The organism is Aureimonas sp. AU40 (genome assembly GCF_001463785.1).
In the GTDB taxonomy this organism is placed as follows: domain Bacteria; phylum Pseudomonadota; class Alphaproteobacteria; order Rhizobiales; family Rhizobiaceae; genus Aureimonas.
Genome location: NZ_BBWL01000062.1, coordinates 1 through 13,015, shown reverse-complemented (window position 1 = coordinate 13,015; position 13,015 = coordinate 1). Strand labels below are relative to the sequence as shown.

General features: G+C 65.0%; 10 protein-coding genes. 1 reads left to right on the top strand and 9 read right to left on the bottom strand.

Going from position 1 to position 13,015, the window contains the following annotated elements; genetic code table 11:
- Positions 1-109: 109 nt before the first annotated feature.
- Positions 110-1,027 (bottom strand): LysR family transcriptional regulator, encoded by a 918-nt coding sequence (locus AUL32_RS23940; protein WP_061979020.1) that lies wholly within the window; start codon positions 1,025-1,027, stop codon positions 110-112.
- 93 nt (positions 1,028-1,120) lie between these two features.
- On the opposite strand from AUL32_RS23940, the gene AUL32_RS23935 reads away from it, so the two are divergent.
- Positions 1,121-1,906, top strand: coding sequence for an NAD(P)H-dependent oxidoreductase (locus AUL32_RS23935; RefSeq protein WP_062120990.1), 786 nt, complete (start codon positions 1,121-1,123; stop codon positions 1,904-1,906).
- Between the two features lie 216 nt (positions 1,907-2,122).
- Here AUL32_RS23935 and AUL32_RS23930 read toward each other — a convergent pair whose 3' ends face one another.
- The 8 genes from AUL32_RS23930 to AUL32_RS23895 all read right to left on the bottom strand — a co-directional run bounded on the left by AUL32_RS23930 (position 2,123) and on the right by AUL32_RS23895 (position 12,874).
- Entirely contained in the window at positions 2,123-3,340 is a 1,218-nt protein-coding gene (locus AUL32_RS23930) for an amidohydrolase family protein (RefSeq protein WP_061979022.1), read from the bottom strand.
- Positions 3,341-3,345: 5 nt separating this feature from the next.
- Positions 3,346-4,893 (bottom strand): gamma-glutamyltransferase family protein, encoded by a 1,548-nt coding sequence (locus AUL32_RS23925; RefSeq protein ID WP_062120987.1) that lies wholly within the window; start codon positions 4,891-4,893, stop codon positions 3,346-3,348.
- A gap of 558 nt (positions 4,894-5,451) precedes the next feature.
- On the bottom strand, positions 5,452-5,841 hold the full coding sequence (locus AUL32_RS23920) for a response regulator (RefSeq protein ID WP_062120984.1): 390 nt from the start codon (positions 5,839-5,841) through the stop codon (positions 5,452-5,454).
- 10 nt (positions 5,842-5,851) lie between these two features.
- On the bottom strand, positions 5,852-8,257 hold the full coding sequence (locus tag AUL32_RS23915) for a PAS domain-containing sensor histidine kinase (RefSeq protein ID WP_156421613.1): 2,406 nt from the start codon (positions 8,255-8,257) through the stop codon (positions 5,852-5,854).
- Between the two features lie 273 nt (positions 8,258-8,530).
- The gene (locus tag AUL32_RS23910) at positions 8,531-8,914 is read right to left on the bottom strand and encodes a response regulator (protein WP_062120978.1); all 384 of its coding nucleotides are present in this window, start codon (positions 8,912-8,914) and stop codon (positions 8,531-8,533) included.
- Positions 8,907-11,288 (bottom strand): PAS domain-containing protein, encoded by a 2,382-nt coding sequence (locus tag AUL32_RS23905; RefSeq protein ID WP_062120975.1) that lies wholly within the window; start codon positions 11,286-11,288, stop codon positions 8,907-8,909. The genes AUL32_RS23910 and AUL32_RS23905 overlap by 8 nt, the downstream gene beginning before the upstream one ends.
- 116 nt (positions 11,289-11,404) lie before the next feature.
- The gene (locus tag AUL32_RS23900) at positions 11,405-11,782 is read right to left on the bottom strand and encodes a hypothetical protein (protein WP_062120972.1); all 378 of its coding nucleotides are present in this window, start codon (positions 11,780-11,782) and stop codon (positions 11,405-11,407) included.
- Between the two features lie 36 nt (positions 11,783-11,818).
- Positions 11,819-12,874 (bottom strand): ABC transporter permease, encoded by a 1,056-nt coding sequence (locus AUL32_RS23895; RefSeq protein WP_062120970.1) that lies wholly within the window; start codon positions 12,872-12,874, stop codon positions 11,819-11,821.
- Positions 12,875-13,015: the final 141 nt, after the last annotated feature.

The following is a 13,015-nucleotide window of genomic DNA, read 5'->3' as shown; positions in this document are numbered from 1 at the left end:
AGTTGAGCCGATTGGCGAGGAGGAAGCAGACGTTCCGGAGTGGTCCATCCGCTTTCGACCCTTTGGAGACGTCCGAGGGCGTGTCGGCCTGCTCTGCGAACCTGCCAATCTAGTGGGCTACACCCGGCAGCCCCCGGAGGAAGGTGACCAGTTCGTCGACCAGCAGGCGCACGCGCTGAATACGCAGACGGCCCGGCACGGCTAGGATCGACAGAGGAACGGGTTCGGGCGCGTAGTCTGGAAGAACCCTTTCCACGACGCCGCTTTCAAGGAGGTCGTCGACCAGCCAAAGGTGGGCGGGCGCGATACCCCGGCCCAGCGCGATCGCCTCGCGTGCCGCCAGCCCATGATCCATAAGCAGTCGGTCTCCGAAAGGCAGGGTCGCGGTGCTCCGGTCCGGACCCCGCAGGACCAGCGTTCCGCTATCGGCTACGTTGCTCATGCGGATCGTGCGGTGGAGTCGCAAGTCGTCCGGTGATGTAGGCGTCCCATGTCGTTCGAGATAGTCGCGCGCGGCGACGAGGATGCGATGCGACGCGCCGACGTGCTTGCGATGCATCGAGCTGTCGGCCAGCGCCCCAAGCCGGATCGCGATATCGGCGGCCTCTTGAACGAGGTCGATCCGCACGTCGGACAACTTGAGGTCGATCTCGACACGGGGATACCGGTCCTGGAAGGCGAACAGGGCGCGCGCGACGTGACGGACACCGAGCGCGGCGGTGCAGGAGACGCGGACCGAGCCCGACAAGGCGTCGCTCGCCTGGTGCAGGCCCTCGCCCGCCTCGTCCACCAGCCGAAGGATGACGCGGGCGTCCTCCTGATAGCGCGCGCCTTCTGGTGTCAGGGTAAGGCGGCGCGTCGTGCGGTTGATCAAGGTGGTGCCCAGCGCCTGCTCGAGTTCCGCCACATGCCGGCTCACAGTCGCCTGACCGAGGCCTTCCTCGCGCGCGACCGCCGAGAAGCTGCCGCGTTCCGCCACTCGGACGAAGCTGCGCATGCGCTCCAGCGTAACGTCGGATCTATCCACGAAACGGAACGATCATATGCATTGGCTCCAGCTTCCAGATGAACGTGTGAGCATCTAGCTCCGTGGTCTGAGAACCGGAAGAGGTGCCGTCCCATGAACGTCCTAATCGTCTCCGCCCATCCCGAGCCCCGCTCACTGACCAACGCCATGCGCGATGCGGCAGCGGAACAACTGCGTAGTGACGGGCACGCCGTGCGCGTTACCGATCTCTACGCCGCCGGCTGGAAGAGCGAAGTCGACCGCGCAGACTTTCCCACCCTGCCTCCCGGGCAGCGCCTGCGGGTGCCGCAAGCCTCCGGCGAAGCCTTTGCGTCAGGCGCACTGACGGGGGACGTCGTGCAACAGCAGGAAGGCCTGTTGTGGGCCGACGCCCTGATCCTGGCCTTCCCGCTCTGGTGGTTCTCGATGCCCGCGATCCTGAAGGGATGGATCGATCGGGTCTATGCCTATGGCTTTGCCTACGGCGTCGGCGAACACAGCGACACGCGCTGGGGCGACCGCTACGGAGAGGGGCGTCTGGCCGGCAAACGTGCCATGCTCGTCGTCACCGCCGGCGGTTGGCCTTCGCACTACGGGCCGCGCGGCATCAACGGACCGATCGACGACCTCCTGTTTCCGATCCAGCACGGGGTCCTGTTCTATCCCGGCTACGAGGTTCTGCCGCCCTTCGTGAGCTACCGGGCCGACCGGATGGACGAGGAGGGCTTCCAGGCGGCCGCGCAGACGTTGCGTGCCCGGATTGGCGGCCTGTTTACCGACGCGCCGATACCCTTCCGTCGGCAGAACGGGGGCGACTACGCGATCCCGACGATGGAACTGCGCCAGGAAGCTGCACCCGCGCACGTCACTGGGTTCGCGGCGCACCGCATGCCAGATTGAACGTCCGGTTCTGCTACGCGCTTAGCCGGGAGCGGACCGTCGCCTTTCCACCCTCCCCTGCCTTCCAGTCGGTTTCAGATAAGGGCCGAAATCGGACCGGCAGCTTTTGGGCACGATAAGCGGCAAAGCTGCCCTACGGTTTCAACCCGAAGGAGAAGCTACCCGAGCGGGGGCGGTCATGGTTGGAGATCCCAAGCATTCGGTTCCTGAGCCGTGTTATGGATGGAAGATCCGACCTGCAGGCCGTTCCATGACCAGACGCCCACTTCTCCACGATGCGATCGGTGCAGCGATTTCCCGAACGGCAGCGGCTGAGGTTGCAACGTCGAGCAGGACGAAGTCCGCCGGGGCGCCGATCCGCAAGCCGTAGTCACGCGCCATCAGCCGGGCGGCATCCGCGGAGACCATCGCGAAGACGGCTTCCATCTCCTCGTCGCGGGCGAGTTGCGCGACGTTGGCGTAAAGGTTCGCCATGCGGATCAGCGAGGCATCGCCGAACGGCGTGAATGGGTTCAAGACGTTGTTCGTGGCAATCGTCGCGGTAACGCCGGCTCGGCGCAGAAGGTGGGCAGGTGCCACGCCTCGCGGTACGAGGCGTCTGATATCGCGGCCGGTGAGGAACAGATCGGTCGCGGGCAGGACGGTCACGGCGATGCCGGTCGCCGCCAGTCGCCGTGCCACGGCGTCCACCGCCTCCGGCTCGATCGCCGAAAGCTTCGTCGCATGGCCGACCGAGACGCGCCCGCCGAAACCGCGCCGCTCCGTTTCCTCCATGACATGGGGAAGCGCGGACCCTTCGGGATCGAGATCTAAATCGACGTGGAAGTCGACCAGCGTTCCGAAGCGTTCCGCAAGGTCAAATATACGCCGGACATGCCCAGCGGGATCCGGATCGGTGTAGGGGCAGCCGCCGACGAGATCGGCGCCAGCGGCCAGCGCATCCGACAAAAGGTGCTCCGTCTCCGGCTCCTGCGTCAGCCCTTCCTGCGCAAAGGCGCAGATCTCGATGTCGATCGCGAAAGCGTAATCGTGCTTGATGCGCCGGATGGCGGCCAGCGAACGAAGGCCGGCGCGCGGATCGACCTCAACGAACGTGCGCAAGAGCATCGTCCCATGCAGGATCGCCTGCTCGACCAGATTGGCGGCGCGAGCGTAGACATCCTCCTCGGTGAACGCTGCCTTCGCTCGCGCCGTTTCGCGGACGGCCTCCGCCAGCGTGCCCTCGCAGATCGCGCAGCGGTCGAGGATGCAAGCCTTGTCGAGATGGATATGACAGTCGACGAAACCGGGAAACGCCAGCCGTCCCGCCGCGTCATATTCGGACGCGGCGGCATCGAGGTTTGGCGTGATCGCCGCGATCCGCCCGTTCTCGACGCCGATATCGACGAAGTCGCCGCTCGTCGCGACGCGGGCGTTGCGCAATACGAAATCCATTCGGCTCAAGTCTCCATGCTCAGGCCCAGCGCGCAGCCGTCGCTGCGAGGATCGTGCGCCCCGGTCACGTCACCCGCGTCGTCCACCGCGATCACGCCGGCTTGCCCTGCCAGAGGACTGAGATCGACCAGCGCGGACACTTCGTGGCCACGGAGCGCGAGGTCCGCAAAGGTCGTCTCACCGGCAGACGCTTCGAGCTTCAGAGCGTCTCGCGCATCGGAGAACGTGCGCCCGAGCAGGAAGCGCGGAGCAGCGAGAGCGGCCTGCGGATCGAGGCCGCGATCAATCAACCGCGCGAGCAGGAGCGCGAGCGTCTGTGGCTGGCCGTCCGCACCCTGCGTGCCGTAGACGAGGGCTGGAGCGCCGGCGCGCAAAGCTATGCCAGGGTTCAGTGTGTAGAACGGCCGTTTGCCCGGTTGCAGGCGGTTGGGTCCGGTCGCGCTTCGATCGAACGCGGCACCGCGGTTCTGCCAGAGGATACCGGTGTCGCCCGCGACGACGCCGCTCCCCCAGTCGTAATAGAGGCTTTGAAGAAGCGCGACCGAGCGACCCTTGCCGTCCACGACGCCAATGAAGGCGGTATCCCCGGTGCGGACAACATGCGGCCAGGGCAGCGCCCGATCAGCATCAACGGCAGCCGCCTTCGCGCCGAGACGCTCCGGGTTCAGCATGCGCCCCAGCGGCACGTCGGTGAAGTCCGGATCGGCGATCGCGCCGCGGTCGAGAAAGGCTTGCTTCACCGCCTCGACGACCACGTGCAGAAAGTCCGCACTGCGGTCGTCGACCCCAGCCAGCGACGGCAGCCGGTCGAGAATGCCCATGATGGCGAGCGTCGTCGCACCTTGTGTTGGAGGCGGGGGCGCCAGCAGTTCGAGCCCGCGATACTTCATCCGAAGCGGCGGCGCCTCGCGCGTCCGCGTCGCAGCCAGATCGGCGGCTCGCAGCGGTGAGCCGGCGTTCTCGAGGCCTCGGGCGATGCGCGTCGCCAGTTCGCCCTCGTAGAACTCTCGCGCTCCACCGAGAGCCACGGCGCGAAGGCTTGCGGCCACGCCTGGCTGGCAAAACGGGCGCGCCTCCTTCCCGACGGCGAACAGCGCTTCGAAGCGCGGCCATCCGCTTCGCTCGGCGGCGCGGAAATCCAGCCAGAAGCGCTGCGAGTCGGACATCGGGAAACCGCCGTCGGCTAGTTCGATCGCGTCCGCCAGCAGCATGTCGAGCCCTTCGGACCCGTCCCAAGTCCGACGTGACCAATCGAGCGCCGCGCCCCAGGAGTCGACGAGGCCGGCGCTTGTGAGCGTCGACAGGGGGCCGCGCGTCGGGATCGGATTGGCGTCTGGTAGGAGCTCCGCAGACTGACCGATACCGAGGAGGCACACCGAGTATCCCGTACGGTCGGCCAGCATCCATACGCCGTCGCCGCCGAGCCCGCAAAAATGCGGATAGGTGACAGCGAGCGCCGCACTCGCCGCGACGGCTGCCTCGACGGCGTTGCCCCCCCTCGCCAGGACACGTGAGCCCGCTTCGCTCGCCAGTCGATGGGGGGTCGTCACCATCGCCCGGAACGGTGGGGATGCTGGCAATGGGGCTGTGGGAGGGGTCTCGGGCACGCTCAATATCGACCTACCAACGTATACTCCATGCCGCCCCCTTTCCGATGTCAGAGAAGTATGAGGTGAATCGGGTTCGTTCTTCCACCCAATCTAAGCGTTCTGCCCAATCTTGTGAGGGCCGAAAGCCGACTGGCAGCTTTCGAGCAGGCCGGGTAGAAAGCCGCCATTCCGCTGTCGACCCGTCAAGGTAATTCGAGCGACGAAAACCTATACCTGAAAGCGGCCGTAGCCGATTCCAGAACTCGTTCGCACCTCAGCGCGTCCGGGACCACCTCGACCTTTCGTCTGTAAACTACGGCATGCGTTCGAAAGGATTGAAGACGGGGGGTCTCGACGCCAAAGTGCAACAGCCCACCTACGAGCTACGGAGGAAGCTGGCAGCCCTTCGGGACGCGACCACGGGTTTTGGCCGGCTCCCCCACGGGAGATCGAGGGCAAGACCAGGATAAGAACAGGACGACGCAACGTTCTGTCGCGCGATGAAAGCACGGCTCACGAGAATCAGGTGTGGAGCTGAGTCGCGATCTCGTTCAACGCCTTGATGATGCCCTTTGGCGGATACGGTTTGGCGAAGAACAGGCCGTTCTCGGGCATGTCTGACGCTTCTACCTTGATGCGTCCGGACGTCATGATGATCGCGACCGGTGGCCAACGGTCGCGTACGGCTCTCGCGAGCTTCAGACCGTCCATCGTTCCGGGCATCTCTACGTCGGTAAACAGGACACGGATATTCGAATGGCGCTCCAGCAGGCGGATGGCTTGATCGGCGTTACGCGCCTCGTAGGCCGTAAAGCCTGCTTCCTCGCACAGGTCCACCGCCTCGGCTCGCACAAGAGCATCGTCTTCCACGATCAGAACGGCGTAGCGGGCGGGATCGAAGGATTGGGCCATTGATGCGCGGTCAGGTCTTGAGAGCGTTTACGGGCTGCACGAGCGATCCCGTTAGGGTGAAGCGGATGCCGGCGCGATCAAACTCGATATGGCCCTCGCCGTCGAAGTAGGAGGCAACAATGCGTTCGATCAGCTTGGAGCCGAACCCGCGCCGTTCCGGGGCGATAACAGGCGGCCCCCCGGTTTCGATCCAATGAAATTTGAATCCACCGTCGGCCACGTCCCAGATCATTTCGATGCGGCCTGTCTCGTTCGATAGGGCTCCATACTTCGCGGCATTCGTCCCCAACTCGTGGATGGCGAGGCTCAGGCCGAGCGCCTGTTGCGCCGACAGGTCCGCCCTTGGGCCTGACATGGCGACGCGCTCGCCCGCCAGCCGATGCGGTGCGATCGCCGCCTCGACGACCTCTCGCACGTCGGCTTCGGAGAAATTCGTGCGCGTCAGGATGTCCTGCGCCCGCGCCAGTGCCAACAGCCGGCTGGAGATGGCCTCGCGGGCCTCTTCCCTCGTGTGGGCCTGCCGAAGTGTCTGGGTCGCGATCGCTTGCACCATGGCAAGCATGTTCTTCATGCGGTGCGACATCTCCTGCGTCAGGACCCGCTGAGCGTCCTCCATGCGCTGACGTGCCAACGCCACACGAACCCGGTCGCTCACCTGCTCGACGAACTGACGCTCGCCGTCGGTCCAGGGATGAAGCGTGCGAGAATGCGCAAAGACCACGGCATAGAGGCGGCCGTCGAAGCTGATGGGCAGGTCGAGGAACGACCGGGTCTGGATCGCGTCAAACTCCCCATGTCTGCCGCTAGTTCGTGCGTCCTCGTAGATGTCATCGACTGCAACAATGTCACCGCGTCTGAGGTCGGCGAGGTACGATCCATAGGACGAGAACGCATGCCGCCCGACTGCGCTCGGCATACCCGGTTCGCACCAATCGGACCGAACGTCGATCGTATCCTCACGAAGGTTCACGATGCCCGAGCCCACACGATCGACTTCAAGGCCGTCGGCCATACAGCTCGCCGCCGCCGTCACGATGGTCTCCAGGTCTGACCGACCACGCAGTTCGTCCGCCAGCGTCAAAAGCGCTGCCTGGCGGCGATCACGCTTGATACGGTCCGTGACGTCCATAAAGATTACTGTGAAGCGATCATCGCCGATCGATTGCGCGACGCCGTCGTACCAACGGTCCAGCGTACCAACCCGGCGCGTGAAGCGAGCGGACTGACCGGTCTCGACGACACGCGCGAACTCGTTGACCCACTCGTCTTCAATGCCGGGAAGCAGCTCACGCACGGTCCGTCCCGCTGCCGTTCCGCGCGGTATGCCGATGATGTCATGCCAAGCATCGTTCACCGCCTCGTAGCGCCAGTCGATGACATAACCCGAAGCATCTCGGATCAATTGGCCGAGGATGAAGCCTTCGCGCAAAGTCTCGAAGACGGTGCGCCAAGTGGCTTCGCTGCGAGCCAGAGCGTCCTCGGAGGCGCGCCGCTCCTCGATGTCGATCAGAACGCCTTGGAACATCGTCGGCGTGCCGTCCGGCGCACGATCGACGCGCCCGTTCGCCTCCAGCCAATAGTAGTGCCCGTCCAATCGCCGCACGCGATACTGGTGCGCATAGTGGCCACCGCGGGCAACGGCCTTGCCAATCGCATCGGCCAGTCCGGTCTGATCGTCGGGATGAACCGTCTCGACGATCTGCGAGAGCGGGATGCCCTCGCGTCCCAATGCCGGATCGAGACCGATGGCCCTGGCGAACGGTTCATCGATCGTGAAACTATCGGCTCCGATGTCCCAGAACCAAGTGCCGATGATGGCGCCCGCGCCAAGCGCCAACTGGACGCGTTCGAAGTTTGCCCTTGCGACACTCTCGCTGACGCGCAGCTTCTCGGTTGCAGTGTCACGTTCCCGTTCCGCCAGTATCCGGGGCGTTGCGTCTGAGGCGATATTCAGCAAGCCTGAGATCTCACCCGTCTCGTCGTGGACAGGCGAGTAGGAAAAGTCCCACCACGTGTCCTCGGCATACCCGTTGCGCGTCATGACAAGTGGCATGGCCTGGAACGTCACGGTCTCGCCGCCAAAGACGCGTGTCACGAGGGGCTCGATGTCGGCCCAGACATCGGGCCAGACTTCGGCAAACGGCCTGCCGAGCGCCTGCGGGTGGCGGGCGCCGAGGAACGGCGCATAGGCGTTGTTGTAGAGAAAAGTTTGCTCCGGTCCCCAGGCCAAGCAGATCGCATGGCCCGAGGCCAGCATCATATCAACGATGGTGCGAAGGCTCTGAGGCCACTGCCGATGCGAGCCGAGTGGCGTGCCTGACCAGTCATGATGCGAGATCTGGTCTGCCATCGGCAGCACTTTGCCGGGGTCTTGCTCCGCGCCGGAAAATGCCCGCGCCGTCATCCTGTCGCTCAAAGGTCGAAACCGTTCCCAATCGCACACCGCTTGCGCCATTCGTAAGCGTTCCACGGCTGAGATGGAAGGATGTTCACCATTCGCGGACGACGGTTGTCGCCTGGGGCACAACTGATCGCTGACGGGCATCTTGCTGTCCCGTCGTGCAACACCGCGGTGGGGAAGTGGAAGGCTGGATGAGAACTATCCGCTTCAGACATCTCGCAGACCACTGCGCGGATGCAGCAACCTCCTGAAAGACGGACTCGCTGAAGATAGATAGCGCCTGCCCGATCAGTTTTCCACGCGGGCATCAGCTCGATGCAACGCCTTGAGAATGGTCGCCCGTAGGTAGGGCTTGGAGAAGAATTCGCCTCCCTTCGGCACTTGGGCATCGGAAAGCTGGGTATGGCCCGACACGATGATGATGGCGATGTGCGGCCAGCGCCTCCGCACGGTGCGCGCCAGTTCCAGCCCGTCCATGTCACCCGGCATGTCGATATCGGTGAACAGGATGCCGATGTCGTCGCGGGTTTCGAGTATTGCCAGCGCCTTGGCCGCGTTCGAGGCGGCGCAGACCGGGAAGCCTTCATCCTCAACCATGTCGACGGCGTCGACGCGGATTAGGGGCTCGTCCTCGACGATCAGCACACACTTGTCAGTCACGATGTCATCCATGGTCTGCAACACGGCGTCGGGGGCTTGGGTCCGGCGAGGCCGGCGTTTCCATCGGCAGCTTGCCATCGAGGACGTAGCATAGGCCCTCCGGCGTGAACGCGGTCTCTCCGCTGCCCTCGAAGTAGGAGGGGACGATCTGGTTGGTCAAACGGGAGCCAAAGCCGCGGCGCGCAGGCTTCATGACCTCGGGGCCGCCCTCCTCGCGCCATTCGAAGTGGAAGGCGCCATCGGTCCCGTGTCGCCACATGATACGGATGTGGCCTGTGTCGTTGGACAAGGCGCCGTACTTCGCGGCGTTGGTTGCCAATTCGTGGATGGCAAGAGAGAGGCCGAGCGCGGCCTGCGACGGAAGGTCGAGACGAACGCCCTTGATCGTGACCCGGTCGTCGCTTTCCAGATGAACCTTCAGCGCGCCCCGCACCACCTCATGGATCGTGGCGCTCGTGTAGGTCGTCTGGCGCAGGAGGTCCTGCGCGTTCGACAGCGCCGCGATCCGCTGGTCGATCGTTACGGCAGCTTCTTGCTTGGTCTCGGCGTGCCGCATGGTCTGCGAGACGATGGCCTTCACCATGGACAGGGTGTTCTTGATGCGGTGCGCCATCTCGTTCTGGAGTTCGCGCTGTTGCCGCTCGGCGCGCTCCTTGGCGGCGATCAGTTCGTTGGCGTCGACCAGGGCGGCAGCCTGTTCGGTCTCGGCGGTGATATCGCGGGCACTGGAGTAGAGCTTGTTGCCCTCCGGGAAGGCGACCCAAGATAGCATACGCCAACCGCCTGCCTTCATCCGGTAGCGGTTCTCGAACCGCAGGACCGGATGACCGGCTCGCACGCGTTCGAACGCGGTCAGGCTCGCCGCCAAGTCGTCGGGATGGACGAAGTCGTTATAAGGCTTCCCCTCGATCTCCCGGATGTTCCAGCCAAGCGCTATCGACCAGGCCGGATTGACTCGGTCGAACGCGCCGCTCGGCATATCGATGACCGATAGAAGGTCGGGACTGAAGCGCCACGTCCGATCCTGCTGCGCCGTCTGCTCGGCGATGGCGACGGACTGTGCCCGTTCGTTGGTGACGTCGCGGGCGATACAGTACAGGAGCCCGTTCTCTGGAACCGCGGTCCAGGATAGGGTCCGGTAGCCGCGATCCTTGGAGCGGAAGCGGTTCTCGAACTCGAACGTCTCGTGGCCCGCGGCCAGGTGGCCGATCTCAGCACGTGTCCTGGCGACGTCGTCGGGATGCTCCATCCATTGCGACGTGTGCCCGACAATCTCCTCCTGCCGCCAGCCCAGCGTGCGCGTCCAGGCCGGATTGATCGAGAGCCAGACACCCTTGTCGTCGGCGACCCCCAGCATATCGCTGCAGAGCTGCCAGATGCGGTCACGCTCGGCCGTCTGCGCCGCGACCTGGCGCTCCAGGTCGGCGTTCAACTCGCGCAGCCTGTGCTCGGCAGCGCGTCGCGCGATCTCAACCTCGGTGCGGTCCATAACGCGCCTGGCAAACAGCACCTCGTCTGAGGACCAGACACGCGGCTCGTCCTGGTTCAGGCACAGCACGACCTTGAGGTGGTCACGGTCCATGAGGGGCAAGTTGGCAAGGGATCGGACCTTGATCGATCGGAAGTTCGCCGCCTGGTCGATGGTCCGAGGATCGGTGGCGACATCGTCGATGACAACGTCTTCGCCGCGCCGGAGCGCCTCGATGTAGGAGCCGTAGGTCTCGAAGTCGTGCGTGCCGGCAAGGCTTGCTTGCCCGTCCGCTAGCCAGTCCTGCTCGATAACAATGTGTCGCCCGGCAGCATCCATGTCGCCGTAGGCTACGCGCGACAGGTCCAAAGCCTTACCGACCGTTTCTGACGCCAGAAGCGCCATTTCCTGCGGGTCGTCCAGCGTCCGCAACCGCTCACCCAGCTCGCTGAGGATCCTCTCCAGGCGACGGGTGGCAGCATCGATCAAGACGCCGTAAAAGCGAAGGGGAGTTCCGTCCGGGCCATGCTCTACGCGCCCGTTCGCTTCCAGCCAGTGGTAGCGGCCAGTGTGACGGCGCACCCGGTACTCGTGCGCGTAGGCACCGCCGCGCTCGACTGCCTCGTTGATGGCTGCGGCCAATCCCGCCTGATCGTCGGGATGGACGGTGGCGACGATCTGGGAGAGCGGAATGCCCTCGCGGCCGAGCGCCGGATCGAGGCCGAACGCGGTTGCGAACGCCTCGTCGATCGTGAAGCGATCATCCCTGATGTCCCAGAACCACATGCCTATGATGGCGCCCGCTGCCAGCGCGAGCTGCACCCGGTCTGCGTCCGCCAAAGCCGCATCGCTATGCTGCGCGGCCTGCTGCGGTTCCATGGAGTTGACGGTCGGTATCGTCTCGGCGGGCAGGTTCATGGAGGCACTCGACGCAATAGGCCGTAGGTCGCTCATGCGGGACGAGCACTTGCGCTGTCGAAAGCTCTGCATCGGAGGGCTTTGCGTTGCAAGCATTGTCGCCACAAACGACCAACCTATTGATCCGAAGTGATGATTTTAACGCACACTGTGAGAAGGCAGACCGTCGCCTTGCGATCCTTTCTACCCTTCGGCTGAACGAGCGCCTGCACGTCGGTCGGCACGATCGCGGCGACCGCCGGTGCCGTGGCGGTGATCGCGTTCACCACCGGGATCTGGCTGTCGGCGGCGAACTGATCGGGTGCCGAGACCGTGAGGGTCAGGCCGAGTTCGGCGGCCTTAACCTGCGCGCCGCACTGAAGCGCCTGGTAGAAGGGGCTACCCTTGACCCCAAGCACGAGCGCCACGGACTTGATGTCCTGTGCGAGCGCCGCGCCGGCTTGCGAGAGGATCGCGACGGTGGCGAGGGCGGAAAGGAGGATCCGTCTTTGCATCGATGCCATTCCTTCTGGTGTGAGGGAGGGGGTGTCTCAGAAGCGCGCCCGAGCGCGACGCTTGAGCTGGTCGATCCACACGGCGAGGATCAGGACGGCGCCCATGGCGACCGTCTGCCAGAAGGGCGGAATGCCGAGGATCACGAAGCCGTTGAGGAGGATGATCGGGATGAACACGCCGACCACGGTGCCGAAGATCGATCCCGTGCCGCCGAAGAGGCTTGTGCCACCCAGCACGACCGCCGAGATGGTGGTGAGGTTGTCCATGGCGTGGCCGCCGATCGTGGTGGTGGAGAAGCGGGCGTTGCTCATCACGGCGGCAAGCCCCGCGAGCGTGCCAGAGATCGCGTAGACCGCGACGAGCCGCGCCCGCACGTTGATGCCGCCGCGCCGCGCCGCCTCCTCGTTGGAGCCAACAGCAAAGACCTGAAGCCCGAAGCGCGTGAGGTGGAGGACTATGCCTGCAACGACGGTCACGACGATCGCCACCACGACCAGCGAGGGGATGCCGAGGATGCGTCCGCTGCCTAGATGCGCGACCAAGCGCTCGGGCATGGCGCGCACGTCGAGCCCACCGGTCAGGATCTGCGAGAAGCCGATCGCCATGCCGAGCGTCACGATCAGCGGTGGGATGCGCGTGACGGCGACCAGCACGCCGTTGATCACCCCCCAGAGGCCGCCCGCGAGAAGAGCAGCGAGCGTACCGATCGCGATGACGCCCCAGCCCGCATCCGTCGTGCCGAAGGTCGTGCCCCCCTCGCCGGTCAGCGCCAGCATGACCTGCGCGGAGACCACCGAGGCGAACACCAGAACGGAGCCGACCGACAGATCGATGCCCGAGGTGACGATCACGTAGGTCTGGCCGACGGCGAGAACGAGCAGGATCGCCGCATTGATCGTGATCTGGGACAGGTTGTAGCTCGAGCCGAACTGCGCCGGACGCAGCGCGGCGAAGACGAGGATCAGCGCGATCAGAAGCAGGAAGATCCATCCGCCACCGATAAGGCGCGCGGCACGCTCACGCCCCGTCTCGCGCGGACTCTCGTTCTCGATGGCGGGTTCGCGGGCGGCAGGCTCGACAGCGACAATCATGCGGCGGTCGAGGCCTCGCCCGGCTCCGTCAACGCCGTGCCGGAGAGCGTGACCTTCACGGTGGATCTGCGCCATCCCGACGCCGCGCGTCTGGCGGCGCTGGAGCAGCGGGTGCGGGAGGCCGCCGCGCGCGAGGCCGAG

Excerpts from the sequence above, each read along its gene's own strand:
- AUL32_RS23935 (WP_062120990.1), top strand. The coding sequence starts at position 1,121 with ATGAACGTCCTAATCGTCTCCGCCCATCCCGAGCCCCGCTCACTGACC.
- AUL32_RS23930 (WP_061979022.1), bottom strand. The coding sequence starts at position 3,340 with ATGGATTTCGTATTGCGCAACGCCCGCGTCGCGACGAGCGGCGACTTC.
- AUL32_RS23925 (WP_062120987.1), bottom strand. The coding sequence starts at position 4,893 with ATGGTGACGACCCCCCATCGACTGGCGAGCGAAGCGGGCTCACGTGTC.
- AUL32_RS23920 (WP_062120984.1), bottom strand. The coding sequence starts at position 5,841 with ATGGCCCAATCCTTCGATCCCGCCCGCTACGCCGTTCTGATCGTGGAA.
- AUL32_RS23910 (WP_062120978.1), bottom strand. The coding sequence starts at position 8,914 with ATGGATGACATCGTGACTGACAAGTGTGTGCTGATCGTCGAGGACGAG.
- AUL32_RS23905 (WP_062120975.1), bottom strand. The coding sequence starts at position 11,288 with ATGAACCTGCCCGCCGAGACGATACCGACCGTCAACTCCATGGAACCG.
- AUL32_RS23900 (WP_062120972.1), bottom strand. The coding sequence starts at position 11,782 with ATGCAAAGACGGATCCTCCTTTCCGCCCTCGCCACCGTCGCGATCCTC.
- AUL32_RS23895 (WP_062120970.1), bottom strand. The coding sequence starts at position 12,874 with ATGATTGTCGCTGTCGAGCCTGCCGCCCGCGAACCCGCCATCGAGAAC.